The sequence below is a fragment of the Streptomyces sp. NPDC051907 genome (genome assembly GCF_040681075.1).
Classification (GTDB): Bacteria; Actinomycetota; Actinomycetes; order Streptomycetales; family Streptomycetaceae; genus Streptomyces.
Map to the genome: position 1 here is coordinate 63,758 of NZ_JBFAYB010000017.1, position 26,812 is coordinate 90,569.

Annotated in this window: 23 protein-coding genes; 16 read left to right on the top strand and 7 right to left on the bottom strand. The window is 70.9% G+C overall.

The genetic code is table 11. The annotated features are described in order from the left end of the window. Positions 1–80: 80 nt before the first annotated feature. From mshD to pstB, 8 genes are all read left to right on the top strand, one after another. Entirely contained in the window at positions 81–1,007 is a 927-nt protein-coding gene (mshD, locus tag AB0M39_RS13040; RefSeq protein WP_365363345.1) for a mycothiol synthase, read from the top strand. Positions 1,008–1,535: 528 nt separating this feature from the next. Further along, the gene (locus tag AB0M39_RS13045; protein WP_365363347.1) at positions 1,536–3,764 is read left to right on the top strand and encodes an RNA degradosome polyphosphate kinase; all 2,229 of its coding nucleotides are present in this window, start codon (positions 1,536–1,538) and stop codon (positions 3,762–3,764) included. Beyond that, a complete protein-coding gene (locus AB0M39_RS13050) occupies positions 3,751–4,986 on the top strand; it encodes a CHAD domain-containing protein (protein ID WP_365363349.1) in 1,236 nt (411 codons plus the stop codon). Before AB0M39_RS13045 ends, AB0M39_RS13050 begins: the two co-directional genes overlap by 14 nt. A 62-nt stretch (positions 4,987–5,048) precedes the next feature. Further along, positions 5,049–5,474, top strand: a complete 426-nt coding sequence (locus AB0M39_RS13055) for an NUDIX hydrolase (protein ID WP_365363351.1) — start codon at positions 5,049–5,051, stop codon at positions 5,472–5,474. 223 nt (positions 5,475–5,697) lie between these two features. Continuing rightward, complete coding sequence (gene pstS, locus AB0M39_RS13060) at positions 5,698–6,834, top strand: phosphate ABC transporter substrate-binding protein PstS (RefSeq protein ID WP_365363353.1); 1,137 nt, start codon at positions 5,698–5,700, stop codon at positions 6,832–6,834. Positions 6,835–6,937: 103 nt separating this feature from the next. Further along, positions 6,938–7,933: a phosphate ABC transporter permease subunit PstC gene (gene pstC / locus AB0M39_RS13065; RefSeq protein ID WP_365363356.1), complete on the top strand. Its 996-nt coding sequence runs from the start codon at positions 6,938–6,940 to the stop codon at positions 7,931–7,933. Further along, on the top strand, positions 7,930–9,003 hold the full coding sequence (gene pstA / locus AB0M39_RS13070; protein WP_365363358.1) for a phosphate ABC transporter permease PstA: 1,074 nt from the start codon (positions 7,930–7,932) through the stop codon (positions 9,001–9,003). The genes pstC and pstA overlap by 4 nt, the downstream gene beginning before the upstream one ends. Positions 9,004–9,028: 25 nt before the next feature. Continuing rightward, entirely contained in the window at positions 9,029–9,805 is a 777-nt protein-coding gene (pstB, locus tag AB0M39_RS13075) for a phosphate ABC transporter ATP-binding protein PstB (RefSeq protein WP_365363361.1), read from the top strand. A 276-nt stretch (positions 9,806–10,081) separates the two neighbouring features. On the opposite strand, the gene AB0M39_RS13080 is transcribed toward pstB, so the two are convergent. Together AB0M39_RS13080 and AB0M39_RS13085 are read right to left on the bottom strand one after the other, a co-directional pair. Beyond that, positions 10,082–11,080 carry an inorganic phosphate transporter gene (locus AB0M39_RS13080; protein ID WP_365363363.1) on the bottom strand — a complete coding sequence of 333 codons (999 nt, stop codon included), beginning with the start codon at positions 11,078–11,080 and terminating at the stop codon, positions 10,082–10,084. 5 nt (positions 11,081–11,085) lie between these two features. Further along, on the bottom strand, positions 11,086–11,706 hold the full coding sequence (locus tag AB0M39_RS13085) for a DUF47 family protein (RefSeq protein ID WP_365363365.1): 621 nt from the start codon (positions 11,704–11,706) through the stop codon (positions 11,086–11,088). A 267-nt stretch (positions 11,707–11,973) separates the two neighbouring features. Between AB0M39_RS13085 and AB0M39_RS13090 the strand changes: the two genes are divergently transcribed. Then, positions 11,974–12,315: a metal-sensitive transcriptional regulator gene (locus AB0M39_RS13090; protein WP_365363367.1), complete on the top strand. Its 342-nt coding sequence runs from the start codon at positions 11,974–11,976 to the stop codon at positions 12,313–12,315. 149 nt (positions 12,316–12,464) lie between these two features. Here AB0M39_RS13090 and AB0M39_RS13095 read toward each other — a convergent pair whose 3' ends face one another. Next, positions 12,465–12,653: a hypothetical protein gene (locus tag AB0M39_RS13095; protein ID WP_365363369.1), complete on the bottom strand. Its 189-nt coding sequence runs from the start codon at positions 12,651–12,653 to the stop codon at positions 12,465–12,467. A 90-nt stretch (positions 12,654–12,743) separates the two neighbouring features. Beyond that, positions 12,744–13,586, bottom strand: coding sequence for a hypothetical protein (locus AB0M39_RS13100; protein WP_365363371.1), 843 nt, complete (start codon positions 13,584–13,586; stop codon positions 12,744–12,746). A gap of 417 nt (positions 13,587–14,003) precedes the next feature. On the opposite strand from AB0M39_RS13100, the gene AB0M39_RS13105 reads away from it, so the two are divergent. Further along, complete coding sequence (locus AB0M39_RS13105; RefSeq protein ID WP_365363373.1) at positions 14,004–15,578, top strand: FAD-binding oxidoreductase; 1,575 nt, start codon at positions 14,004–14,006, stop codon at positions 15,576–15,578. 212 nt (positions 15,579–15,790) lie between these two features. Here the strand turns inward: AB0M39_RS13105 and AB0M39_RS13110 are convergent, their stop codons facing one another. The 3 genes from AB0M39_RS13110 to AB0M39_RS13120 form a co-directional block, all read right to left on the bottom strand. Beyond that, positions 15,791–16,528, bottom strand: coding sequence for a phosphatase PAP2 family protein (locus AB0M39_RS13110; RefSeq protein ID WP_365363375.1), 738 nt, complete (start codon positions 16,526–16,528; stop codon positions 15,791–15,793). A gap of 250 nt (positions 16,529–16,778) precedes the next feature. Next, positions 16,779–17,786, bottom strand: coding sequence for a bifunctional lytic transglycosylase/C40 family peptidase (locus tag AB0M39_RS13115; RefSeq protein ID WP_365363377.1), 1,008 nt, complete (start codon positions 17,784–17,786; stop codon positions 16,779–16,781). Between the two features lie 85 nt (positions 17,787–17,871). Continuing rightward, positions 17,872–18,666, bottom strand: coding sequence for an SAM-dependent methyltransferase (locus tag AB0M39_RS13120; RefSeq protein ID WP_365363379.1), 795 nt, complete (start codon positions 18,664–18,666; stop codon positions 17,872–17,874). A 552-nt stretch (positions 18,667–19,218) separates the two neighbouring features. On the opposite strand from AB0M39_RS13120, the gene AB0M39_RS13125 reads away from it, so the two are divergent. The 6 genes from AB0M39_RS13125 (at position 19,219) to AB0M39_RS13150 (ending at position 26,758) form a co-directional block, all read left to right on the top strand. Continuing rightward, a complete protein-coding gene (locus AB0M39_RS13125) occupies positions 19,219–19,527 on the top strand; it encodes a hypothetical protein (protein ID WP_005315450.1) in 309 nt (102 codons plus the stop codon). Positions 19,528–19,689: 162 nt separating this feature from the next. Further along, positions 19,690–20,550, top strand: coding sequence for a hypothetical protein (locus AB0M39_RS13130; RefSeq protein ID WP_365363381.1), 861 nt, complete (start codon positions 19,690–19,692; stop codon positions 20,548–20,550). After that, positions 20,540–21,862, top strand: coding sequence for a hypothetical protein (locus AB0M39_RS13135; protein ID WP_365363383.1), 1,323 nt, complete (start codon positions 20,540–20,542; stop codon positions 21,860–21,862). Before AB0M39_RS13130 ends, AB0M39_RS13135 begins: the two co-directional genes overlap by 11 nt. Then, positions 21,859–23,412: an SCO6880 family protein gene (locus AB0M39_RS13140; RefSeq protein ID WP_365363385.1), complete on the top strand. Its 1,554-nt coding sequence runs from the start codon at positions 21,859–21,861 to the stop codon at positions 23,410–23,412. Before AB0M39_RS13135 ends, AB0M39_RS13140 begins: the two co-directional genes overlap by 4 nt. Before the next feature lie 18 nt (positions 23,413–23,430). Next, the gene (locus tag AB0M39_RS13145) at positions 23,431–24,843 is read left to right on the top strand and encodes an ATP-binding protein (protein WP_365363387.1); all 1,413 of its coding nucleotides are present in this window, start codon (positions 23,431–23,433) and stop codon (positions 24,841–24,843) included. Position 24,844: 1 nt separating this feature from the next. Then, positions 24,845–26,758 carry a type VI secretion protein gene (locus AB0M39_RS13150; protein ID WP_365363389.1) on the top strand — a complete coding sequence of 638 codons (1,914 nt, stop codon included), beginning with the start codon at positions 24,845–24,847 and terminating at the stop codon, positions 26,756–26,758. The last annotated feature ends 54 nt before the right edge of the window (positions 26,759–26,812 follow it).

A 26,812-nucleotide genomic window follows, 5' to 3' on the forward strand; every position in this document is an offset into this window, starting at 1 on the left:
TGGTTGCCTTCATTCGCCAATGGGCGTTTCTTCGCGTATCGCCCGCCCGTGGCGCGCATCCCCCGCCGTACCCTCGAGACATGACGATTGACGTACCAGCCCTGGAGCCCGGCCGGCACATCCAGACCCTTGACGAGCTCACCGCCGACCAGGCCCAGGACGTGCTCGGCATGCTCGAGGCGGCCGCCCAGTCCGACGGCACGCAGGCCGTCTCCGAGCAGGGGCGGCTGCAGCTGCGCGGCGGGCGGCGGGAGGGCGTCCGCCACTTCCTGCTGACCTACGACGGGGAGCTCATCGGGTACGCCCAGCTGGAGGACACCGACCCGATCGAGGCCCCGGCCGCCGAGCTCGTGGTGCACCCCTCCCACCGGGGGCGCGGCCATGGGCGGGCGCTGGGCTCGGCGCTGCTCGGGGCCTCCGGCAAGCGGCTGCGGATGTGGGCGCACGGCGGCAGGTCGGCGGCCCGCCATCTGGCCCAGGTCCTCGGCCTGACCCTGTTCCGCGAACTGCGCCAGCTCCGACGCCCGTTGACCGCCCCGCTGGACATCGCCGAGCCGGTGCTCCCGCCCGGCGTGAGCGTGCGCGCCTTCGTGCCCGGCCAGGACGACGCCGCCTGGCTCGCCGTGAACGCCGCCGCCTTCGCCCACCACCCCGAGCAGGGCGCGCTGACCCAGCGCGACCTCGACGACCGCAAGGCCGAGCCGTGGTTCGACCCCAAGGGGTTCTTCCTCGCCGAGCGGGAGGGGGAGCTGATCGGCTTCCACTGGACGAAGATGCACGCCGCCGAGCAGCTGGGGGAGGTGTACGTCGTCGGCATCCGGCCCGACGCCCAGGGAGGCGGCCTCGGCAAGGCCCTGACCGCCATCGGCCTGCGCCATCTGGCGGCCGAGGGCGCGCCGACCGCGATGCTCTACGTCGACGCGGACAACACGGCGGCGCTGACGGTGTACGAGCGGCTGGGCTTCGTCACCCACGAGGTCGATCTGATGTACCGAACGGAGTCGTGAGCCGTGACCGGCTGAAAGCCCGGGGCGGGGTCGCCGCGCCCGCAGGACCGCCTCCGGAGCGTAGGGGGCGGTCCGGTCGTGGACGGGCCGCCGGGACGGGCCCTCGGAACGGGCCATCGGGGACGGTCTGGACGGGCTGCTCCTCGCTGGGCCCACCTCACTGGACCCTCCTCGATCGGCCGCTCGTAGACGGTCCGCATCCGGCCCCCATCCGGACCGCTCGCGACGGTCCGCCCAGGACGGTATCCGGCCCCCGTCCGGACCCCTCGTAACCGTCCGTCTCCGGTCCGCATCCCCGCCCGCTCCCCCGCCGTTCCCGCCCCCCGGCCCACGCCCGTAAGGCCTCAGCCGGGCTCCGCTCATCACGACCGCGCCTGCATGTCATGTCGCCGTTACCGGGCATTCAGACATCCTTGCGACTCTCTCTCAATGCAGCCCGCTGTGCCCGACCCCCTCCACGGGAGAAACGCTCTTGTCCCGGCCCTCTCCGACGCGCCTGTTACGCCGTCCACGCGGAAGAATGGGTTCATGAGCCAGCAGCCCGCCGAGGTACCGGTCCAGCACCCCCAGCCGTCCGTCGCTTCCATCGCGGCGCACCGCCCCCATACCGTCGCGGCCACAGTCTCCGATCTGGAGCCGGACATAGACGCTGACCTGGACGGATACGAGGAGGAGTACGCCGGGGGGGCCGGCGAGCTGCCTCAGGGCCGGTTCCTGGACCGGGAGCGCAGCTGGCTCGCGTTCAACGAGCGAGTGCTCGAGCTCGCCGAGGATCCGGCGACGCCCCTCCTCGAACGGGCTAACTTCCTCGCGATCTTCGCGTCCAACCTGGACGAGTTCTTCATGGTCCGGGTGGCGGGACTCAAGCGCCGCATCGCCACGGGCGTCGCGACCCGCTCCGCCTCCGGTCTGCAGCCCCGCGAGGTCCTCGACCTGATCTGGACCCGCTCGCGCGAGCTCATGGCCCGGCACGCCGCGGCCTACCAGCAGGACGTGGCGCCCGCGCTGGCGGAGGAGGGCATCCACCTCATCCGCTGGCCGGAGCTGACCGAGAAGGAGCAGGCCCGCCTCTTCACGCTGTTCCGGCAGCAGATCTTCCCGGTGCTCACTCCGCTGGCCGTGGACCCCGCGCACCCCTTCCCGTACATCTCCGGCCTCTCGCTGAACCTGGCCGTCGTCGTCCGCAACCCGGTCAGCGGCCACCGCCACTTCGCCCGGGTCAAGGTGCCGCCGCTGCTCTCGCGCTTCCTGGAGGCCTCCCCGCAGCGGTACGTCCCGCTGGAGGACGTCATCGCGGCGCATCTGGAGGAGCTGTTCCCCGGCATGGAGGTGCTCGCGCACCACATGTTCCGGGTGACGCGGAACGAGGACCTGGAGGTCGAGGAGGACGACGCCGAGAACCTCCTCCAGGCGCTGGAGAAGGAGCTCATGCGGCGCCGCTTCGGCCCGCCCGTGCGGCTCGAGGTCGAGGAGTCCATCGACCCGTACGTCCTGGACCTGCTGGTCCGCGAGCTGAAGGTGTCGGACGCGGAGGTCTACCCGCTGCCCGGGCCGCTGGACCTGACCGGCCTCTTCGGCATCGCGGCGCTGGACCGGCCCGAGCTGAAGTACCCGAAGTTCGTCGCGGGCACCCACCGGGACCTCTCCGAGGTCGAGTCGGCGTCCGCGCCGGACATCTTCATGGCGCTGCGCGAGCGCGACGTCCTGCTGCACCACCCGTACGACTCCTTCTCCACCTCCGTGCAGGCCTTCCTCGAACAGGCCGCCGCCGACCCGGACGTCCTCGCCATCAAGCAGACGCTGTACCGGACTTCGGGCGACTCGCCGATCGTGGACGCGCTGATAGACGCGGCCGAGTCCGGCAAGCAGGTCCTGGTGCTGGTGGAGATCAAGGCGCGCTTCGACGAGCAGGCCAACATCAAGTGGGCCCGCAAGCTGGAGGAGTCCGGCTGCCATGTGGTGTACGGGCTGGTGGGCCTGAAGACCCACTGCAAGCTGTCGCTGGTGGTCCGCCAGGAGGGCGAGACCCTGCGCCGCTACTCGCACGTGGGGACGGGCAACTACCACCCCAAGACGGCCAGGCTGTACGAGGACCTGGGGCTGCTGACCGCGGACCCGCAGGTCGGCGCGGACCTCTCCGACCTGTTCAACCGGCTGTCGGGGTACTCGCGCCGGGAGACCTACCGGCGCCTCCTCGTCGCGCCCAAGTCCCTGCGCGACGGCCTGATCTCGCGAATAAACAAGGAAGTGGCGCACCACCGCGCCGGACGCCCCGCCTCCGTGCGCATCAAGGTCAACTCGATGGTGGACGAGGCGGTCATCGACGCCTGCTACCGGGCGGCGATGGCGGGCGTGCCGGTGGACATCTGGGTACGCGGCATCTGCGCGATACGCCCCGGCGTCGCCGGCCTCTCGGAGAACATCCGGGTGCGCTCGATCCTCGGCCGCTTCCTGGAGCACTCCCGGATCTTCGCCTTCGGCAACGGCGGAGAGCCCGAAGTGTGGTTCGGCAGCGCCGACATGATGCACCGCAACCTCGACCGCCGTATCGAGGCACTGGTACGGGTCGCCGACCCGGCCCACCGCGCGGCCCTGACCCGGATGCTGGAGACGGGCATGTCCGACAGCACGGCCTCCTGGCATCTCGGCCCGGACGGCGCGTGGACCCGGCATGCCACCGACCCGGAGGGCCAGCCGCTGCGGCACGTACAGGAGATGCTCATAGACGCCCGGAGGCGCCGGCGTGCACAACCCTGATCTCTCCCGGCGGGCAGCCGCCCCCGTCCCGGCCCACCCGGCCCCGGCGACGGCAGGCGACGCCCTCGCCCGGTATCTCCACGCGCAGGCGGGCGAGTTCCTGCGCAGCCTGAGACTGCACAGCGAGAGCGGCGCGGACACCGCGGGGGCCGCGGAGGCGGCGCGGGCGCTGCGCCGCTCCTCCCGTCGCATCAGCGGCGCGCTGCACACGTTCCGCGCGCTGCTGGACCCGGCCTGGGCGGACGACCTGCGCACCGAGCTGGCCTGGCTGTCCGCGACGCTGGGCCAGGAGCACGCGCACACCTCCCGCCTCGCCCGCCTGCTGGACGCGCTGTCCCGGCTGTCGGGGGCCGCTCCGCTGCCCCCGGCCAGGTCGGAGCTGCGGGCCTGCCTGCCGCAGGGGACGTCCGCGGCGCCGCTGGGCGATCTCGGGGGCGGCCCCGGGGACGACGGCGGGCCCGCCCGGCGTACCGCCGGGGCGCTGACCGTGGGGGCCGCGCGGGCCGGGGCGCTGCTGGAGCGGCAGCTCACCCTCGCCCGGACCCGGGCGCACTCCGCGGCGCTGCAGGCGCTGGGGTCGTCCCGGTTCCACGCCGTCGCCGACGCCGTCGCCGTGCTCGCCTCCGAGCTGCCGCTCGGGGCGGTCGCCGCGGCCCCGGCCGCCGAGGCGCTGACGCCGCCCGCCGAGGTCGCCGAGCGGCGGCTGCTGGAGGCCGTCGCCGCCCTGCCGCTGGGCCGCGCCGCCCATCCGTACAACGCGGACGCCCTGGTCAACGGCCTGGCCGCGGCCCCCGGCGGGGAGGCCCAGGACGCCCCCTGGCACCAGGTGCGGCTGCTGCTGCGACTGCACCGGTACGCGCAGGAAGTCCTGCGCCCGGCCTCGGGCCGGGGCCCTGACCGGGTCCCGGAGCGAGGCTTCGACCGCGGCTTGGACCGGGGCTTGGACCGCGGCTTGGACCGGATCCCCGACCGAAGTCTGGACCGGGGCCTGGACCGGGGCGGCGAGACGGTCCTGTGCCAGGCGGGGCTCCTCCTGGACCGGCACCGGGACGCCGCCGAGGCCGCGACCGCCGCCGCCACGGCCGCCCGCACCCCGCGGATCGCCCCGGCCACGGCGTACGCGCTCGGCGTCCTGCACGCCGACCAGCGGCACGAGGTCGAGGCGGCCCGGTTCGCCTTCCAGCAGGTGTGGCGGCAGCGGACCGGCGCACCGGTGTCATGAGGGCCGCGTCATGAGGGCTGCGTCAACGAGAGACGTGGGGGACGTGTCATGAGGGCTGCGTCATGAGAGACGTGGAGACCGACACCGTGCTGGCCGCCGGGTGCGTGCTGTGGCGGCACTCCCCCTTCGGCGACGAGGGCATCGAGATCTGTCTCGTGCACCGGCCGAAATACGACGACTGGTCCCACCCCAAGGGCAAGCTCAAGCGGGGCGAGGACCCGCTGGCCGGGGCGCTGCGCGAGGTGCTGGAGGAGACCGGGCACCGCTGTGTGCCCGGCGTCCGGCTGCCCACCGCGTACTACGTGGCCAACGGCCGGCCGAAAAGAGTCGTCTACTGGGCCGCCCAGGCCACCAGCGGCTCGTTCGCCGCAGGCGACGAGGTCGACCGGATTGTGTGGCTGTCCCCCGCCGCGGCCAGAAATCGCCTTACCCAGCCGCGCGACCGCACCCTCATAGACGCCTTGCTGCAGGAGCTGCACTCCGCGTGAGGCGGCGGACGGGTTACGGGGTCAGACTCGAAGGCGGGCACCCATCCGCCCGACACGGTTCACTTTCCGTTCACTCTCCCCCGTTGGCCGCTTCATCTCATCTGCCTAATTTCGGCGGTGCACGGTGACCGGCACAGTGCCGGTCCCCCCACCCCGACACACACGCCGCCTCAGACGCAGACGCAAGTCGGCCACGGCGGCTCCTTGGAAGGAACACCCGAAAGTGAAGCTTCAGCGCAAGAACGGGCTTCGCGCCACCGCGCTCGGCGCCCTCGCCGTCTCCGGCGCCCTGGTCCTCACGGCGTGTGGTTCGGACGACAACGCCGGAGGCACCGGCGGCAACGGCACCAAGACGAGTGCCGCGTCGAACATCAAGTGCGACGGCGCCAAGGGCCAGCTGCTCGCCGCCGGCTCGACCGCGCAGAAGAACGCCATGGACCTGTGGGTCAAGAACTTCCAGGCCGCCTGCTCCGGCGTGGAGATCAACTACCAGGCCATCGGCTCCGGCGGCGGCATCACCAAGTTCAACCAGGGCCAGGTCGCCTTCGCGGGCTCCGACTCCGCGCTCAAGGAGGACGAGGTCGCCGAGTCGAAGAAGATCTGCAAGACCGGCCAGGGCGTGAACCTGCCCATGGTCGGCGGCCCGATCGCCATCGGCTACAAGCTGAGCGGCGTGGACAACCTGGTCCTGGACGCCCCGACCCTCGCCAAGATCTTCGACTCGAAGATCACCAAGTGGGACGACGAGGCGATCAAGAAGCTGAACCCGGACGCGAAGCTGCCCAGCACCAGCATCCAGGCCTTCCACCGCTCGGACGAGTCCGGCACCACCCAGAACCTCGGCAAGTACCTCAGCGAGGCCGCCCCGAGCGACTGGAAGTACGACCCCAAGACGAAGTCGTGGCCCGCCAAGGGCGGCCAGGCGGCCAACGGCTCCTCCGGCGTCGCCACCGCCGTGAAGGACGCCGAGGGCGCGATCGGCTACTTCGAGCTGTCGTACGCGACCGCCAACAAGATGAGCACGGTCAAGCTGGACACCGGCGCCTCCGCCCCGGTCGAGGCCACCACCGAGAACGCCTCCAAGGCCATCGGCGCCGCCAAGATCAAGGGCACGGGCAACGACCTGGCCCTGTCGCTCGACTACAAGACCAAGGCCGAGGGCGCGTACCCGATCGTCCTGGTCACCTACGAGATCGCCTGCGACAAGGGCAACAAGGCCGAGACGCTGCCCGCTCTCAAGGCGTTCCTGAACTACGCGGTCAGCGAGGACGGCCAGAACGTCCTGAGCGACGCCGGCTACGCCCCGCTGCCGCCCGAGATCGCGACGAAGGTCCGCGCGATCGTCCCCACCCTGTCCTGATTCCGACCGGGGCCGGTCCGTGTCGCGACACGGACCGGGCCGGCCCCGGCATCCGGTGCACCGCCGCCAGGAGCCTCACGGCTCCGCAGACCGGAGAGTCCCGATGGTTACGACCCACCCGACTGAAACCCCACCGCCCGCCCCGAGCGGCGGCATACGCACGTCCAAGGGCAGCACCCGCCCCGGCGACCGGATCTTCCTGGGCCTGTCCCGCGGGTCCGGCATCACGCTGCTGGTGATCATGGCCGCCATCGCGGTCTTCCTCAGCTACCGCGCCGCCCTCGCGATCTCGAAGGACGAGGCGAACTTCCTCACCGCCTCCGAGTGGAACCCGGCCGGCAACCCTCCGGTCTTCGGCATCGCGGTCCTCGCCTTCGGCACGGTCGTCAGCTCGGTCATCGCGATGATCATCGCGGTGCCGGTGGCGATCGGCATCGCGCTGTTCATCTCGCACTACGCGCCGCGCAGGCTGGCCGCCCCCATCTCGTACGTCGTCGACCTCCTCGCCGCCGTGCCGAGCATCATCTACGGCCTCTGGGGCGCGATCTTCCTCGTCCCGTACCTCGACGGCCTGAACCAGTGGCTGAACGAGTACTTCGGCTGGACGTACATCTTCGACAAGGCCAGCGACGGCGTCGCCCGCAACCTCTTCACCGTGGGCATCCTGCTGGCGATCATGATCCTGCCGATCATCACCAACGTCACCCGCGAGGTCTTCCTCCAGGTCCCGAAGATGCACGAAGAGGCCGCCCTCGCCCTCGGCGCCACGCGCTGGGAGGTCGTCCGGATGTCGGTGCTCCCCTTCGGCCGCTCCGGCATCATCAGCGCCTCGATGCTCGGCCTGGGCCGCGCGCTCGGCGAGACGATGGCCGTGGCCGTGGTGCTCTCCCCGAGCTTCATCTTCTCCGGGCATCTGCTCGACCCCGGCGGCGGCACGTTCGCCCAGAACATCGCCGCGAAGTTCAACGAGGCCAACGAGTTCGGCAGGGACGCCCTGATCGCCTCCGGTCTGGTGCTCTTCTTCATCACGCTGCTGGTCAACGGCGCCGCACGGTGGATCATCGCGCGCCGCAAGGAGTACTCGGGGGCCAACGCATGAGCAACGCCATCCAGGACAGGCGACCGGCCACCGTCGTGCGCCACGACGCCCTGACCCACGCCCGCATGCCCCGCTGGGCCCCGGCCGCCATCGCCGTCGGGTCGATCGCCGCGGGCTGCGGCGCCGGCCTCGCCGCAGGCTGGCACAGCAGAGTCCAGTGGGGCCTGCTCTCCGCGCTCTTCTTCGTGCTCGCCAGCTACGTGATCACCACCCTGGTCGAGGGCAAGCGCCAGGCCAAGGACCGCGTCGCCACCAGCGTCGTCTGGGTCTGCTTCATCCTCGCCGTGATCCCGCTGCTCTCGCTGGCCTGGGTCACCGTGAGCAAGGGCATCGAGGTCCTCGACGGGTACTTCCTGACCCACTCGATGAACGGCGTCCTCGACGCCGAGGCCGGCGGCGGCATCTACCACGCGCTCCTCGGCACCATCGAGCAGGTGCTCCTCGCGACCCTGATCGCCGCGCCGATCGGCATGCTGACCGCGATCTACCTCGTCGAGTACGGCCGCGGCCGCCTCGCGCAGGCCGTCACCTTCTTCGTCGACGTCATGACGGGCATCCCGTCGATCGTCGCGGGTCTGTTCATCCTCGCCACCTGGAACCTGATGCTGGGCTTCGGGCCCTCCGGGTTCGCCGGCTCGATGGCGCTCGCGATCCTGATGATGCCGGTGGTCGTCCGCTCCACCGAGGAGATGCTCAAGCTCGTCCCCAACGAGCTGCGCGAGGCCTCCCTCGCCCTGGGCATCCCCAAATGGCGGACGATCCTCAAGGTGGTCCTGCCCACCGCGATCGGCGGCATCACCACGGGCGTCATGCTCGCGGTCGCCCGTATCACCGGCGAGACGGCCCCCGTGCTGCTGCTCGTCTTCGGTACGAAGCTGATCAACGACAACCCCTTCGAGGGCGCGCAGTCCTCGCTGCCGCTGTACGTGTACGAGCAGTACGCAGTCGGCACCGACGCAGCGATCGACCGCGCCTGGGCCGCCGCCCTGGTCCTGATCGCCTTCGTCATGATCCTCAATCTGGTGGCCCGCGGCATCGCCCGCTGGAAGGCCCCGAAGACCGGCCGCTGAGGCCAACGGAAGTGAAGTGAACCCCATGGCCAAGCGAATCGACGTCAGCGGCCTGACCGCCTACTACGGCTCCCACAAGGCGATCGAGGACATCTCGATGACCGTGGAGCCCCGCTCCGTGACGGCCTTCATCGGCCCGTCCGGCTGCGGCAAGTCCACCTTCCTGCGCACCCTGAACCGGATGCACGAGGTCACCCCGGGCGGCCGCGTCGAGGGCAAGGTGCTGCTGGACGACGAGAACCTCTACGGCTCCGGCGTCGACCCGGTCGCCGTGCGCCGCACGGTCGGCATGGTCTTCCAGCGCCCGAACCCGTTCCCGACGATGTCGATCTTCGACAACGTGGCGGCGGGCCTGCGGCTCAACGGCAAGTACAGCAAGCGCCAGCTCGCGGAAGTCGTCGAGAAGTCCCTCAAGGGCGCGAACCTCTGGAACGAGGTCAAGGACCGTCTGAACAAGCCGGGCTCCGGCCTCTCCGGCGGCCAGCAGCAGCGCCTGTGCATCGCCCGCGCCATCGCGGTCGAGCCGGACGTCCTGCTGATGGACGAGCCGTGCTCCGCGCTGGACCCGATCTCGACGCTGGCGATCGAGGACCTGATCGGCGAGCTGAAGGAGCGCTTCACGATCGTCATCGTGACGCACAACATGCAGCAGGCGGCACGCGTCTCGGACCGCACGGCCTTCTTCAACCTGGCGGCCGTGGGCCAGCCGGGCCGACTGATCGAGATCGACGAGACGGAGCGCATCTTCGCGAACCCGTCGGTCCAGGCGACCGAGGACTACATCTCGGGCCGCTTCGGCTGACCCTCACACGTCCTGCGGTGCTGCATGGCGGTGCCACCGCAAGACGAAGGGCCCGCCCCCTCTCCCAGGGGGCGGGCCCATCTGCCTTCTGGCACCCATTGCAGCCCGTCCGGCGTTTGAGGACTGGGGGGGTCCGGGGCAGCGCCCCGCGGGGCAGGCCGACCCTTCAAGCCCCGCCGGCGTTTGAGGCGCGATTCAGCCTCGCCGGCGATTGAGGCGCGGGGTCCGGGGCAGCGCCCCGCGGGCAACCCGCACCCACACCCACCCCTCGCCGCGCTAGCCGAAGATCAGATACACAACCCCATAGCTGACCGCCGCCACCAACGCCGCCGCCGGCATCGTGATGAACCACCCCAGGATGATGTTCTTCGCGACCCCCCACCGCACCGCGTTGACCCGCTTCGTCGCCCCCACACCCATGATCGCCGAGGTGATCACATGCGTCGTCGAGATCGGCGCGTGGAAGATGAACGCCGACCCGAACATGATCGTCGCCCCCGTCGTCTCCGCCGCGAACCCCTGCGGCGGATCCAGCTCGATGATCTTGCGGCCGAGCGTCCGCATGATGCGCCAGCCGCCCGCGTACGTACCCAGCGAGAGCATCACCGCACAGGCGATCTTCACCCAGACCGGAATCTGGTCGCCCTGATCCTCGACGTCCGCGATGACCAGGGCCATCACGACGATGCCCATCGTCTTCTGCGCGTCCTGCAGACCGTGGCCGAGCGCCATGCCCGCCGCCGAGACGGTCTGCGCTATACGGAAGCCGCGCTTGGCCTTGTGCGGGTTGGACTTGCGGAACATCCACATGATTCCGACCATCACCAGATAGCCGGCCAGCAGGCCGACGATCGGCGACAGGAACATCGGGATGACGACCTTCTCGAGGACGCCGGTCCAGATCACCTCCGTGCCGCCGGCCAGCGCCGCTCCCACCATGCCGCCGAACAGCGCGTGCGAGGAGGAGGACGGCAGCCCGAAGTACCAGGTGACGAGGTTCCAGACGATCGCTCCGACCAGCGCGGCGAAGAGGATGCCCATGCCCCGCGAGCCCTGGGGCGTCTCGATCAGACCTTCGCTGACGGTCTTGGCGACGCCCTGGCCCAGGAACGCTCCGGCGAGGTTCATCACCGCGGCCATCGCCAGCGCCGCGCGAGGCGTCAGCGCACGCGTGGAGACCGAGGTCGCGATGGCGTTCGCCGAGTCGTGGAAGCCGTTGGTGTACGTGAATCCGAGCGCGACGCCAATGGTCACGATCAGAGCAAAGGTGTCCACGTGGTTCAGGACTCCTTGACCGCGATGGTCTCCACGGTGTTCGCCACATGCTCGAAGGCGTCGGCGGCCTCTTCCAACACGTCCACGATCTGCTTGAGCTTGAGCACTTCCATGGCGTCGTACTTGCCGTTGAAGAGATGCGCGAGGAGCTTGCGGTGGATCTGGTCCGCCTGGTTCTCCAGCCGGTTGACCTCGATCCAGTACTCGGTGAGGTTGTCCATGGTCCGCAGGTGCGGCATGGCCTCCGCCGTCAGCTCCGCCGCCCGCGCCAGCACCTCGATCTGCTGCTCGACTCCCTTGGGCAGCTCGTCGACCTGGTAGAGGACGACCAGGTCGACGGCCTCCTCCATGAAGTCCATGATGTCGTCGAGCGACGAAGCGAGGGAGTAGATGTCCTCACGGTCGAACGGCGTGATGAAGGAGGAGTTCAGCTGGTGGAAGATCGCGTGGGTTGCGTCGTCTCCGGCATGCTCCGCCGCCCGCATCCGTTCCGCGATCTCGACTCGGGCGGACGAGTCCGCTCCGAGAAGTTCCATGAGGAGCTTCGAGCCCGTGACGATGTTGTCCGCGGACGCGGCGAACATGTCGTAGAAGCTCGTCTCCCTCGGGGTCAGACGAAATCGCACGTGGGGTCCTCAGGGTGCTCTGGGTTGGGTCAGGCTGATGCTAGGCGCATCATCCGGCCACGGCTAACCGGCAAGTCCCCAGTGTCGCCCATCAGCCATGGGGAACAGCACGGGGCCCCGGTCACGATCCTCCACGATTCGTTACCATATACCCACGAGGGGTATGCAGGCCCTTTTCGGACAAGGGCTGTCGGGCAGCAGTCGGACAGCAGCGGACAGCAGCGGACAGCACAGTCAGGCAGCACAGGCGGACAACGGGAGGACGCGATGACGACCACCGAGGCGGCCGGCCCCCCGGTCACGGACCACGACAGCGGCCACGGCGAGACGCACGGCTACCACAAGCAGAAGGACGAGCACCTCAAGCGGCTGCGCCGGATCGAGGGTCAGATCCGCGGACTGCAGCGGATGGTCGACGAGGACGTCTACTGCATCGACATACTCACCCAGGTCTCGGCGTCCACGAAGGCGCTGCAGTCGTTCGCGCTCCAGCTGCTGGAGGAGCATCTGCGCCACTGCGTCGCGGACGCGGCGGTGAAGGGCGGCGAGGAGATCGACGCGAAGGTCGAGGAGGCGACGAAGGCCATCGCGCGCCTTCTGCGCACCTGACACACGTGCACCTGACACGCGCGGGCCGGGACGCTCGCCGTCCCGGCCGCCCTGTCGCCCGAAACGCCCGGTCTGTGCCCCTGGTCACCTGAGCCCCGGTCTGTGCCCCGGCCGCGCGGTCGTCCGACCTGGGCCGCCCCGGCCCCAGGTCACTCCTTGGCGGAGGTCGCCGCGGCGGACCGCTCCGCCGCCACCTTCAGCACCTCGTCGATACGGTCCGGGCTGAGCCGGTCCTCGTCGGCGGCCGACGCCGCGATCATCAGCTCGCCGCACAGCTCGATCTCGGCGAGGGCCACGTGGTCCTGGACGGTTGCCGTACTGGGCGGAGCCACGTGCATTCACCTCTTCCTGCTGGCGGATCCTGCCGGTGTGTCGACTTCCTAGCGTAGGGAGTGATGAACGGACCGCGCATGGCACGTCTGGACCATTTAGGCCCTGACCTTCCCGGCGTAGATGTCCCGTTCGTCGGGCAGTCGCACGGACACGGGCGCGCCGAAGTCGTACAGCAGCGTGGTCGACGTCACGGCCGCCGTACGCCCTCGATTGGCGAAGCTGAACTGGTGGCGCACCTTGCGCAGCAGGCCCTCTTCGTCGAGGTAGACGTCGAAGGGAACGGTGTCCGTGGCGAACCCTTTCGCCGCCGCCGCGAGCGACGCGCGGGCGTGCGGCCCGGCGACGCGGGCCGCGTGGGCGATGTCGGCGGTGCCCCGGAAGTGGCGCACCGTGGCGCCGGAGAGCTCCTCCTCCCCTACGTACTCGATGTCGCGGGCGCTGCGGAGCAGCTCGGCGGCGGCCAGCGGATCGGTCACACCGCCGGTGACGAGGTTGCCGTCCTCGAGGGCGGTCGTGTCGACTCGTACCCATTTGTCGGCGGGGACGCCCGCGCCGCGGTTCTTCATATAGAGCGCGCCCGGGGTGAGCAGCTCGGTGACCGGCCGGTGCTCCACCGCGCCGGAGGGGTCCTTGGGCAGGACCACGACGAGCCGGCCCATGCGCCGCTCGAAGTCGTACCCGCCCTCCCCGCGGATGGTGACGCGGGTGCCGCCGATGGCCATCTCCATGGACGTGCGCGCCTTGGAGCTGCCGGCCACGGCGAGCGCGTCGGCGGCCCCGCGGACCTGGTCTGCGTGGGCGCCCGCGCCGTGCCGGTCCTCGGCCGCGGCCCCGCCGCCGGAGCATCCGCTGACCGCCAGGACTCCCGCCACGGCGGCGGCGACGGCGGCTGCCCCGCCCGTGCGCGCCTGCTGCCGACTGTGCTGCTGCACTGCCATCGCCTGCCAACCCCCAACACGGGACGCCTGCTGCTACGAAGACCCCACCCGTCCCGGATAACGACAGCCCTGCCCCCTCGTCACGCGGGGCGCCGACCACGCCGGGGCGGCAGTACCGTGGAGGCGTGCCCCCGCATGACGCTCCGGCAGACGCCCCGCCCCACCGCATCTCCACGATGGAACGGGGCTCGTTCTGCATAGCCCGCTGTTCCTGCGGCTGGTCGGGCGCCGCCCGCAGATCCCGTGACCGAGCCCGCACCGACGCCGAGTCGCACCAGACGACCGCAGGCCCAGAATCCTGACCCGCGGGGCGGACAGCGCCCCGGCCCCCTGCCGGCAGACGACGACGGCCGAAAGTCCCCGCAGCCGACCGGAACCCCGCGCTCCCCGGACCCGTCTCCTCCCCCAGGAGGCCCCATGGACCGGCGCGCACTGCTCACCACCGCTATAGCTCTCTCCGCCACCGCCTGCACAGGCAGCGGCACCGCCGCATCGGCGCCGCCCGGCTCGTCCCCGGGAGGGACGGCCCAGTCGCTGGGCCGCGCCCCCGCGCGTACGGCGGCCGCGGCAGCCGCGGCGGACTGGAGCGCACTCGCCCGCGGGCTGGACGGCACGCTCGTACGGCCCGGGGACGCCGCCTATCCGACGGCCCGGCAGCTCTACAACACGCGCTTCGACTCCCTCAAGCCCGCCGCCGTCGCGTATGTCGCGGGCGAGGACGACGTCAAGGAGTGCCTCGCCTACGCCAAGGCCCACCGCACCCCGGTCTCCATCCGCAACGGCGGCCACTCCTACGCGGGCTGGTCCTCCGGAAACGGCCGCCTCGTCATCGACGTCTCCTCACTCAACCGCGTCTCCGCCGACGGCTCCATAGGCGCCGGCGCGAAGCTCATCGACGTCTACCACACCCTCGGCCGCAAGGGCCGCACCATCCCCGCCGGCTCCTGCCCCACCGTCGGCGTCTCGGGCCTCACCCTCGGCGGCGGCCACGGCGTGACCTCCCGCGCCTACGGGCTGACCTGCGACAGCCTCCTCTCCGCCACGATCGTCACGGCCGACGGCAAGCAGCTGACGGCGAGCGCCACCGAGAACAAGGACCTCTTCTGGGCGCTGCGCGGCGCGGGCAACGGCAACTTCGGCGTCGTGACCCGGCTCCGCTTCCGTACGCACCCCGCTCCGCCGAGCGTCACCGCGTATCTCACCTGGCCCTGGTCGAAGGCCGCCGCGGTGCTCACCGCCTGGCAGCGGTGGGGCCCGGCCCAGCCGGACGAGATCTGGTCGTCGATCCACCTCGCCGCCGGCCCCGGCGGCACCACCCCCACGCTCTCCGTCGCCGCGTTCACGCTCAGCAGCGAGAGCGATCTGCGCAACGCGCTCGACCGGCTCGCCGACACGGCGGGCTCGCCCGCGCGCTCGGTCTCGGTGCGTCCCCGCGGCTACCTGGACGCGATGCTCGGCTACGCGGGCTGCTCCACGGTCGGCCAGACCCAGTGCCATCTGCCGGGCAAGACCCCGGGCCGCGCGCCGCAGGGCGTGCTGCAGCGGGAGACGTACGCCGCCGCGTCCGACTTCTTCGACCGGGACCTGTCCCCGGCCGGGGTGCGCGCGCTGATCGGCGCGGTCGAGGCGTTCACCGCGATCAAGCCGAGCCAGGGCGGGGGCGGCGGCTCGATCGCGCTGACCGCGCTGGGCGGCGCGATCAACCGGGTGGATCCGCTGGCGACGTCGTTCGTGCACCGGCGTTCGCGGATGCTGGCGCAGTACATCGGGGCCTGGCGCGCGGGCACCGCAGGCTCGGCGCAGCAGGCGTGGCTGAAGTCCGCCCATGGGTCGATGCGGCGGTACGCGTCCGGCGCCGCGTACCAGAACTACATCGACCCGACGCTGAAGGACTGGCGCACGGCGTACTACGGCCCCGCGGCGGACCGGCTGACCCGGCTGAAGAAGCAGTACGACCCGAACCGGCTGTTCGACTTCCCGCAGGCGCTGTAGGCGGTGGGCGGGGGCATCGGGCTGGCGGGCGCTATAGCGGTCGGGTTCCTCACGACGGCTATGGCTCACGCGGCGCGGGCTCGCTCGGTGCGGGCTCGCTAGGGTCGGCGCGCCTCGCGCCCGGCTTGCCTCGCGCCCGGCCTACCTCGTGCCCGCCTACCTCGTCGCCCCGGCTCGCCTCGCGCCCGCTCGTTCTACGCCGCGAGGTGCTTCTACGCCGCGAGGTCCTTGTCGTCGGGGCCCGCGCCCTCGGTCCTCGGCTCCGGGATGTCGAGCGTCTCGTGCCGGTCGGCCGCGCCCGCGGTCGCGACCCGCTTGGACCGTACGAGCCAGGAGAGCCGGCTCGACCCGGCGACCGCCGACATCACCGGCGTCAGCAGGGCGAGGGCGAGCGGCGCGAGCAGCAGCGCGACCGCCGTGCCGAGCGCGAACCCGCCGACGACGTCGGTGGGGTAGTGCACGCCCATGTAGACGCGGCAGAAGCCCTCGGCGAGCGCGAGCCCGAGCGCGGCGAACCCGAACCTGCGGTGCGCGACGAAGACGCCGGCCCCGATCGCCATGGCCATGGTCGCGTGGTCGCTCACGAAGGAGTAGTCGGTCTTGCCGCCGACGAGGACCTCGAGACCCTGGTGGTCGAGGAAGGGCCGCGGTCTCTCTACGAAGCCGCGGATGGGGATGTTGACCAGGAGCGCGATGCCGGCGGCGAGCGGCGCCCAGACCAGACTCGCGACGGCGGCCACCGAGTCCTCGCGCGTGCCGCGTCGGCGCACGCTCCACCAGCACCACAGGACCAGCAGGACCATCGCGAGCATGATTCCGTACTCGCCGACGAACTCCATCGCGCGGTCGAACCACGACGGGGCGTCCCTGGCCAGGCCGTTGATGTCATAGAGCAGGCTGACATCGGGGTTCGACCCATCCGCTGCCAGTTCAGCTGCGAGCCCAGCCATCCGCTGCCCCTTGCCTTGTGCCTACGCGCGGCGCGCACCTCGGTTCTACGCCGCTTCTACCAACCCCCGTGGTCAGTGCGATGTCTGCTGCATGGTCAGTGTGCGGCCGTCCTCGTTCAGGGAACGGCTCTCCTCATAACTACGTTCCACTCTCCACCGAACGATCACCATGACGTTACCGAAGAGTGATGCATCGTCCCAGCTCAGGGCCTGTGCCCAGGGAAGAGTTCCGGCCATCTCAAACGACAAATCACGTTTCCGGGGATGCTGGGAGGTCCGTAGGCAGCGCTTTCGCGCCATCCTCGGTGACCCGCGTCGCGCCGAAGTAGTCCGGAGTGTCGATCTTGTCGAAGCGGATGACGGCGCCGGTGTACGGCGCGTTGATCATGTACCCGCCGCCCACGTAGAGCCCGACGTGGCGAATGGCGCGCGAATTGGCGAGGTCGTCGGAGAAGAAGACGAGGTCGCCGGGGAGCAGCTCGTCGCGGGAGGGGTGCTCGCCCGCGTTGTACTGGTCGTTGGCCACACGCGGCAGCTCGATGCCGACGGTGCGGTACGCGGCCTGGGTGAGCCCCGAGCAGTCGAACCGGCCGCCCTGCTCGGGCGTGCCGTTGCCGCCCCACAGGTACTTCGTGCCGAGCTTCTTCTGTGCGAAGTAGATGGCCCCGGCGGCCTGCCGGGAGGGCTCGACGCGCCCGACGGGCTTGGCGAAGCTCTTCTCGAGGGTGCGGATGACCTTCACATAGTTCTGCGTCTCGCGGTACGGGGGGACGCCGCCGTACTTGATGACGGCGTACGCGCCCGCGTTGTACGCGGCGAGCATGTTGTCCGTGGGGTCGCCGGGCGCCTTCTTCACGTACCCGGCCAGCTCGCAGTCGTAGGAGGCGGCGGACGGGATCGCGTCGGCCGGGTCCCAGACGTCGCGGTCGCCGTCCTTGTCGCCGTCGATGCCGTGGGTGGCCCAGGTGCCCGGGATGAACTGCGCGATGCCCTGCGCGGCGGCGGGGCTCTGGGCGCGCGGGTTCCAGCCGCTCTCCTGGTAGAGCTGGGCGGCGAGCAGCGCGGGGGTGATGGCGGGGCAGAGCGTGCCCCACTTCTGCACGAGCGGCTGATAGAGCGCGGGCACGGCGCCCTTCGCCAGGCCGACCGCCCGGCCGCCCTTCGCGTCGGCCATCAGCCCGGCCGCAGCGGAGTACGTGCCGACGACGAGCAGCGCGACGAAGCTCAGGCAGAGCCCGATCCCGATTCCACTGGCCATCCATACTTTCCGCACTGCTCAACCCTCCCTCATCGCGACGCCGTTCCCCCTCGTTTCCGCGTTTCCGCGTTTCCGCCCGCGTGCCCTATGGCTTGCGTCCCACTCCGCAGTACATGGCGACTTCGTCGGCCGGCTTCTCGGGCCGCCATAGCGAGCACGACACGATGCCGGGGTCGAGCACGTCGAGGCCGTCGAAGTACCGGGCGATCTGCTCGGGGGTGCGCTGGGTGAGCTTGGGCGTGCCGTGCTCGTTCCAGAACGCGACGGCTTCGTCGACGTCGGGCATGGCGGGGCTGGTGATGGTGTGCGAGAGGACGAGGTGGCTGCCGGCGGGCAGAGCGTCCATCAGCCGGCGCACCACGCCGTACGACTGGTCGTCGTCCTCGATGAAGATGGCGACGCCGAGCAGCATCAGGGCGACGGGCCGCGTGAGGTCGAGCGTGTCGGCGGCGCGCTCGAGGATCGTGTCGACGTCCCGCAGATCGGCGTCGAGGTAGTCGGTGCGCCCCTCGGGCGAGCTGGCCAGCAGGGCGCGCGCGTGGGCGAGGACGAGGGGATCGTTGTCCACGTAGACGATCCGCGCCTCGGGGGCGACGCGCTGGGCGACCTCATGGGTGTTGTCGGCCGTCGGCAGCCCGGTCCCGACGTCGAGGAACTGGCGGATGCCGACGTCCTGGGCCAGATGGTGCACGGCCCGTCCGAGGAACAGCCGGTCGGCGAGGGCGTACTCCCCGATCCCGGGGTGCAGCCCGCGAATCTGGTCCCCGGCCTCGCGGTCGACGGGGTAGTTGTCCTTGCCGCCGAGCCAGTAGTTCCAGATACGGGCCGTGTGCGGGCGGCTTGTGTCAATTCTGGAAAGTAAGTTCGCGTTGTCGGTCACACCGCCCAAGATATCCAACTCTGGTGACGACGGCGGGGGTTGGACGGCCAGGCCGGAGGCAGCCGGGAGGCGCGCGGTCCCACACGACGGGCGCATACGGCGGGCGCACTGCCCGCGCGGCCATAGCTCGCTGGGGGACGTAGCCCCCTCGGGGCGGGGGCGGACGGGGGGCGGACGGAGGCATACGGGTGACAGAACCGGCCGACCGAAGCACGGAGGCAGCACCGCTGGCGGTCCGTCACCTCACACTGCGTGGTGCACCCGTAACGCTGATGGGCGTATGCGGTGTGTGAGCCGCACCCCAAAGGTGGAACAACGACAGTCATTGCCCGGAGTCACCCTCCGTGATACACAGAGTGACGAAACGTGTACTCACACCGTCCATAGCCGCGCTGCCGCAGGTCAGGGCAGCGAGGTCGGTCATACGTGCGGAGATCGGGTAAAGAGACCCGCCAAGTCGGCTTACGCGAGCGGTTTCATCAGCGAAGATAGAACGACAGCCCATGCCGAGGGGCACGGGCACTGAACAACCCAACAGGGGCGGTGAGTTACATGATCCTGGCAGCCGAAAAGGGCGATATCACCACCATCATCGGCGGAATCGCCCCGAACTGGGGGCCGTTCGGGAGCCTGGGCAACGAGGCTCGAGTGATGATCGAGGTCGTGATGGCCATTGCCATCCTCCTCTGCCTCGGCATCGCGATCTGGGGCGCGGCCAAGCAGCGCATCGGAGCGACGGCCCTTCGCGACACCTTCAGCGCCGAGCAGGGCAAGGGCCTGATCGTCGCCGGACTGACCGGCGTCTTCATCATCGGCTCACTGGGGACCTTGTTCACCATCGTGTACGGGATGGCTGTCTAGCCGCCCGCCGTCCTCTCCGGGCGCGCCCGGGCCCATCCCTTGAGGTTGCGTTTCCCTGATGTCGAGTCACCACACCGCGCCCATGCGGAAAGCAGCACGACTACCGTCGTACCAGGCGCGGCACTCCGCGGAACTGCAAACGGTTGAGGGGGCGTACGCACGATGAGCCTCGGTGACGAGTCCGGCTACGGAGCGGAGTCGGCCGGCCGCACGGACGAGCGCTTCGGCGGCTCGGGCCAGACCCGCACCCGCCTGCCGGGCGGCGGCGGCCAAGGCGACGACGTCTACGGCGGCGCGCGCCGCCCCCTGCGCAGCTCGCGCTCCCTCATCACGGTGGTGGGCATCGTGGTGCTCCTGATCGCGGCTATCGCGTTCGCGAACCAGGGCGGCGGCGACGAGGACGCCCCGGGCGAGACGACGAAGGGCGCGGCCTCCCAGCCGACGGCGGCGACGGGCGTGAAGCCGGTGACGGGGAAGGACGGACAGATCCCGTCGGGGTACGCGAAGGACGAGCAGGGGGCGCAGAGCGCGGCGGCGAATTACGCGGTGGCGCTGGGTTCTGACGGCATGTTCAAGTCCGGGACGAGGCGGGACATCGTCCAGACCATCCACGATCCGGCGGTCGTGACCGGCCTCCTGAGCAGCTTGGACAAGGCCTACTCCCCCGGCTTCCTCGCCAACATCGGTCTGACCGCAGACGGCGCCGCGCCAGCAGGTCTGACCTTCGTCTCCCGCACCGTGCCCGTCGGCACCAAGGTGACCGGGCTGAACGGAGACAAGGCGACCGTCGAGGTCTGGTGCACCGGACTCGTGGGCCTCGCGGGCAAGGACTCCACCAAGCCCGTGACCGAGACCTGGTTCACGATCACCCAGAACCTCACATGGGTAGGCAACGACTGGAAGATCGTGTCTTCGACCCAGAAGGAAGGCCCGACCCCGGTCAACGGTGACAACCGCGCCTCTTCCGCGGACGAGATCGCTGGAGCTGTAGCGGGATACGGAGGCTTCACCTATGCCCGTTAGCAGGCGCCCGCGCGCCCTCGCGATCACGGCTCTGACCAGCCTTTCCGCATCGATCACGCTGTTCGCCTCGCGGGCATCGGCCGCTCCGACACCCACGCCGGCGCCCTCGCCCTCCAAGAGCGACAACCCTTGCGACCTCATCGTCGGGCTCGCGAAGGACTACTGCGAGGACGGCGAAAAAGCCGGCGGCGCCCCCCGCTCCACCCCCTCCAACCCCACCGACACCCTCGACCCCCTCGCCTCCCTCGCGCGTGGGTGCGCCGACGCCGCCGCGTGGACCGTCGAGACGCTCTCCAAGGCCGTGAAGTCCACCGCCACCGTCGACTTCACCAACGGCGCCTTCCTCTCCCAGTACGCCATCGTCTTCGCCGCCGCCACCATCCTCACCCTCCTCCTGTGGCTCCTCGCCGTGGCCAAGCGCGCCATCCGCGGGGTCCCCCTCACCACCGCCGTCTCCGAGGCCATCGGCTTCCTCTGGCTGACCGTCCTCGCGTGCGCCTTCACCCCGCTGATCCTCTACACGCTCGTCTCCGTCACCGACAGCGTCACCGAGGTCATCGCGGGCGGCACCACCGGGCAGACCGACATGTTCTTCGGGAACTTCTCCGGCGCGCTCAAGAAGGGCACCGACATCGGCGGCGGGCCGATCATGCTGATCGTCGTCTCGCTCGTCACGATCCTCGCCGCCGGGATCCTCTACCTCGAGCTGTTCATCCGCGCCGTCCTGCTCTACGTCGGCGCGCTCCTCGGCGTCATCGTCTACTCCGGGCTCGTCGACAAGAACATGTGGGGGCACGTACGCCGCTGGGCCGGGATCATGATCGCGATCATCCTGGTCAAGCCGGTCATCGTGATCGTCCTCGGGCTCGCGGGCGCGCTCTCCGCCGACAAGGGCCCCGACTCCTTCTCCGCCGTCGTCTCCGGCCTCGCGATCATCCTGCTCGCCATCTTCGCCTCCGCGATGATCTACCGTTTCGTCCCCGGCTTCGGCGACGAGATCGCCGCCTCCCGCAACAACCGCCTCCAGAACGGCGCCGAGAACGCCGCGGCCGCCGTCATCAGCTCCCCCGCCGCCCTCGTCTCCCAGGGCATCAAGACCCACAGCAGCCGCGGCAACGCGGGCGGGGACAGCGGCGGCGGCAGCGCCCGCCCCGCCAACCCCATCAGCGGAGGCGTCGCGGCGCACAGCAGCCGCGGCGCCGGAGCGGGCGGCGGCGCCTCGTCCGCCGCTCCCCCGCCGCGTAACAGCAGCAGTCCCACCAGTGGCACCCCGCACAGCAACCGCAAGAGCACAGGAGGTGGAGGGCGTTGACGACCCAGTCCCAACCCATCACGCCCCGCCGTACGTATCTGATCGGCCGCGCCCGGCCGAACGCGATCGTCGGCAAGAACCGCGAGACGGGCGAGATCGCGCTGATCATCGCCGGCGCGTTCCTCGGCATGATGAGCGGGCTGCTGGTCCCCGTCCTGTCCCTGCGGATCGTGCTGCTGATGGGCTTCCCGATGCTCGCGCTGGCCGCGGTGTACGTCCCGTTCCGCCACCGCACCTTCTACAAGTGGTACGAGATCAACCGCAGCTATAAGCGCACCCTGCGCCAGGGCACCCTCTACCGCTCCTCCGCCGCCGAGGCCGGAGTCCGGCTCGACGGCCGCGAGGTCGAGATCGGCCCGCCCCCCGGCATCGGCCGGATCAACTGGCTCGCCGCGCCCTTCGGCCCCGACGAGATCGCCGTGCTGCTGCACGCCGACCGCCGTACCGTCACCGCCGCCATCGAGATCGAGGGACCCGGCGTCGGGCTGCGCGACAGCGAGGACCAGGAAGCCCTGGTGGACCGTTTCGGCACGCTGCTCAAGCATGTCGCCAACGGCGACGGCTTCGTGACCCGCCTTCAGATGCTGGCCCGCACCCTCCCCGCCGACCCCGACGCGCACGCCAAGGACGTCGCCCAGCGCGGCGACCAGCAGTCCCCCGGCTGGCTGCGCGACTCCTACGACCAGCTCCAGTCGATGGTCTCCACCTCCAGCGAGCAGCACCGCGCCTACCTCGTCGCCTGTATGCACTACACCCGCGAACTGGCCGCCGAGGCCCACGCCATGGCCCGCGCCGCCCGCCAGTCCACCGGCGCGCGCAAGCTCGACAAGGACGCCGGACTCGCCGTCGTCATGGCCCGCGAGCTCACCGACATCTGCGCCCGCCTCGCCGAAGCCGACATCCGCGTACGCCAGCCGCTGGGCCAGGGCCGCCTCGCCTCACTCGTCCACTCGATGTACGACCCCGACCACCCCATCGACCACATCCAGGCGATGACGAAACGGAACGCCTGGCCCGCCGAGCTGGACGCCATGCAGCCCACGTTCCTCCAGGCGAAGACCCGCGAGTCGTCCACCCGCGCCCCCTGGTGCCACTCGACCGCCTGGGTCAAGGAGTGGCCGATGACCCCGGTCGGCGTCAACTTCCTGGCGCCGCTGCTCGTCCACACCCCCGACGTCATCCGCACGGTCGCGGTCACGATGGACCTCGAGCCCACCGAGGTCGCCATCGAGCGGATGCTCACCGAGAAGACCAACGACGAGGCCGACGCCAGCCGCGCCGCCAAGATGAACCGCACGGTCGACCCGCGGGACATCGCAGCGCACGGCAGGCTCGACCAACGGGGTGAAGATCTCGCCAGCGGTGCGGCAGGCGTCAATCTCGTCGGGTACATCACCGTGTCGGCGCGTACACCCGAGGCCCTGGCCCGGGACAAGCGCACGATCAGGGCCTCGGCCGGCAAGTCCTATCTGAAGCTGGAGTGGTGCGACCGCGAGCACCACCGTGCCTTTGTGAACACCTTGCCGTTCGCGACCGGCATCCGACGCTGAACGAGAGGGCAGTCCGCCATGCGAGATCCGCTTTCCGTCTTCACGGATGCCTTCACCTCCTTCCTCTTCGGGAAGGTGGAGACCACCCGCCTGCCCGTCCGTACGTCGACGGGCCAGGCGCAGGCCGTCTACCTCCCCACCGCCGCGCCCGGCCTGGGCGACTCCGGCGTGATCATCGGCCGCGAGGTCTATAGCGGGAAGGGCTACATCTACGACCCCTTCCAGCTGTACGGCCAGCAGCTCCCCGCCCCCCACTGGCTGGTGCTCGGCGAGTCCGGAAACGGCAAGTCGGCGCTGGAGAAGACGTACGTACTGCGGCAGCTGCGCTTCCGCGACCGCCAAGTGGTCGTGCTGGACGCGCAGGGCGAGGACGGCGTCGGCGAGTGGAACCTCGTCGCGCAGGAGCTGGGGATAACCCCTATCCGGCTCGACCCGATGACCGCGCTGGACGGCGGCATCCGGCTCAACCCGCTGGACCCGGCGATCACCACGACCGGCCAGCTGGCGCTCCTCAGGACGATCATCGAGGTCGCCATGGGGCACGGTCTCGACGAGCGCGCCGGCTTCGCGCTGAAGGTGGCGCACGCCTACGTCAACGAGACGATCCTGGACCGCCAGCCCGTTCTGACGGACATCGTGGAGCAGCTGCGGCACCCGGAGCCGGAGTCGGCGGAGGCGATGAACGTCGATATAGACGATGTACGGGCCTGGGGCCTGGACGTCGCGCTCGTGCTGGACCGGCTGGTCGACGGCGACCTGAGGGGCATGTTCGACGGCCCCACGACGGTCGGCATCGACCTGGACGCGCCGCTGATCGTCTTCGACCTCTCGCACATCGACCGGAACTCGATCGCGATGCCGATCCTGATGGCGATCGTGGGGGTGTGGCTGGAGCACACCTGGATCCGCCCCGACCGGAAGAAACGGATCTTCCTGGTCGAGGAGGCGTGGCACATCATCAACAGCCCGTTCGTCGCCCAGCTCTTCCAGCGGCTGCTGAAGTTCGGCCGCCGTCTGGGCCTCTCGTTCGTCGCGGTCGTCCACCACCTTTCGGACGTGGTCGACGGGGCGGCGGCGAGAGAGGCGGCGGCGATCTTGAAGATGGCGTCGACGCGGACGATCTACGCCCAGAAGGCGGACGAGGCGAGAGCGACGGGCCGGGTGCTCGGCCTGCCGAGATGGGCGGTCGAGATCATCCCCACGCTCACGCCGGGCATCGCGGTCTGGGACGTCAACGGCAACGTCCAAGTGGTCAAGCACCTGGTGACGGAGGCGGAGAGGCCACTGGTCTTCACGGACCGCGCGATGACCGAGTCGTCCGGCCCGGCGCTGCCCGAGGACATCGCAGCCGCGGAGTGGGAGGCGGAGCAGCGCGCGGCCCTGATCGAACGACAGCAGATGGACGCGTCGTCCGAGTCGACGGTGGCATGACATGCGGGACCGTCGCCGCCACCCGCACGACCGCGAAGAGGAACGGGGCATCCCGGACGGCCTGTTGCTGGGCCTGCTGGGCTTCCTGCTCGGCCTGACCCTGCTGGTCTGGACGGCCACCGGCCTGGCGGGCGTGCTGGTGCACGGGTCGTGGCCGACGGGCGTGACCTTCGGGAACACGCCCCTGGCGATGCGCGCGCTGGCCTCCCAGCCGCAGGACCTCCCCGCGGCGTGGCCGAACACCCCGGCGGCGGAGCTGTCGGGGTACGGGCTGTTCTGGGGCCTGGCGATCGGCGAGCTGATGGTGCTGACCGTCCTGACGATCTTCGTCCTGGGCACGCTGTCCCGTTGGAGAGCGGTCCGCGCGAACAGGCGAGAGCAGGAACGGGAGCAGGAAGAGGCTTCCGGCGCTCGCGGCGCGGGGCGGGGAGACCGCGGGGGACGTACGGACGGCAGCCGTACGGATCGCAAGGGTGGCAGCCGTACGGGTCGCAAGGGTCGTACGAGCGCCCCCGGGGCCGCCTCAGCCGCCACAGGGTCCTCAGCCGCCTCCGACGCCGCGGACCGCGAGACCCGCAGGGACGAGTGGGACTTCCCGCCGGAGCGCACCGCCGGCCCCTCATCGGAGACGGCGCACACGGAGACGGCGCACACCCCCCGGCGCGGCGCCGACCGTGCGGCCGGGGCAGCCCACGGCGCCGCGGACGCCGACGGGCTCGCGCAGCCCGGCGGCTGGGAGCACCCCGCCGAAGGCAGCGGCGCCCCCGCCGGCCCGCCCCACACCGGCGCGTCCGCCCATGAGGCGGCCGGCCGGGAGCACCCCGCCACCCCAGACGGCGCCCCCGCGAAGACGCCCCACGCAGCCCCCACCCGGCACGCGCAGCAGGAGACGGCCGCCTGGGACGCCGTCGCCAACCCCCTGGGCGGTACCGGCAGTCCCCTGGGCGGAGCCGACAGCCCTCTGGGCGGCGCGAGCCCCCTCCCCTCGCCCCGGACCCCCCGTCTCCTCTTCGGCGCCCCCGCCACCCGCAAGCCCACCACCCTGCGCGCCGTCCTCGACGCCGACGGGCCCGCGCTCGTCGTCACCTCGGACCCCACCGTCTGGGCCGAGACCAAGGACGCCCGCGCCAAGCTCGGCCCCGTGCTCGTCTACGACCCGGGCCATCTGTGCGACACCCCCGGCCGCCTCCACTGGTCCCCCACCGCCCGCTGCGAGGACCCCGCCATCGCCCAGGAGAGAGCCGCGGCCCTCCTCGCCCCCGTACGCCCCCGCGCTCTCCTCGACGCCGCCATGGCCGACACCGCCGAGACGCTCCTGCGGTGCTGGCTGCACGCCGCGGCCGTGGACGGACGGCAGTTCAAGCAGCTCCTGCGCTGGGCGCAGGGCACGGGCGCCCACGAGGCCGTACGCATCCTGCGCACCCACCCCAAGGCCGTCCACAGCCTCGCCGGACTCCTCGAGTCCGCGCTCACCGCCCACCCCGAGCGCCGGGAGATCGCCCAGCAGCTGGTCGCCCGCGCCCTCGCCTCGCTCTCCTCGATCCACATCCGCGAGGCCTGCACGCCCAACCGCGCCGATTCCCTCGCCTTGGAGTCATTCATAGACGAAGGGGGCACGCTCTATGTGGTGGGTGAACCCATCGAGGATCCCCGCACCCACCCTGGTGCGATGCCGCTGCTCACAGCGCTCGCCTCAGACGTGGTCGAGCACGGCCGCCGCATGGCCGCACGGTCATCCGCCGGCCGGCTCGACCCACCACTGACGCTCGTCCTCGACGACGTGGCCGCCGTGGCGCCCCTGCCCCGCCTCCCGGAGCTGCTGGCCGCCGGCCAGGACCACGGCCTGCCGACGCTGGTCCTGCTCCGCTCCGCCGAACAGGCCCGCTCCCGCTGGACGGACGCCCTCACGCAGTAAGAAGGCGCAGCAGGGAAAAGCGCAGCGGGGAGCAGGACACAGTCGGGAGAACCG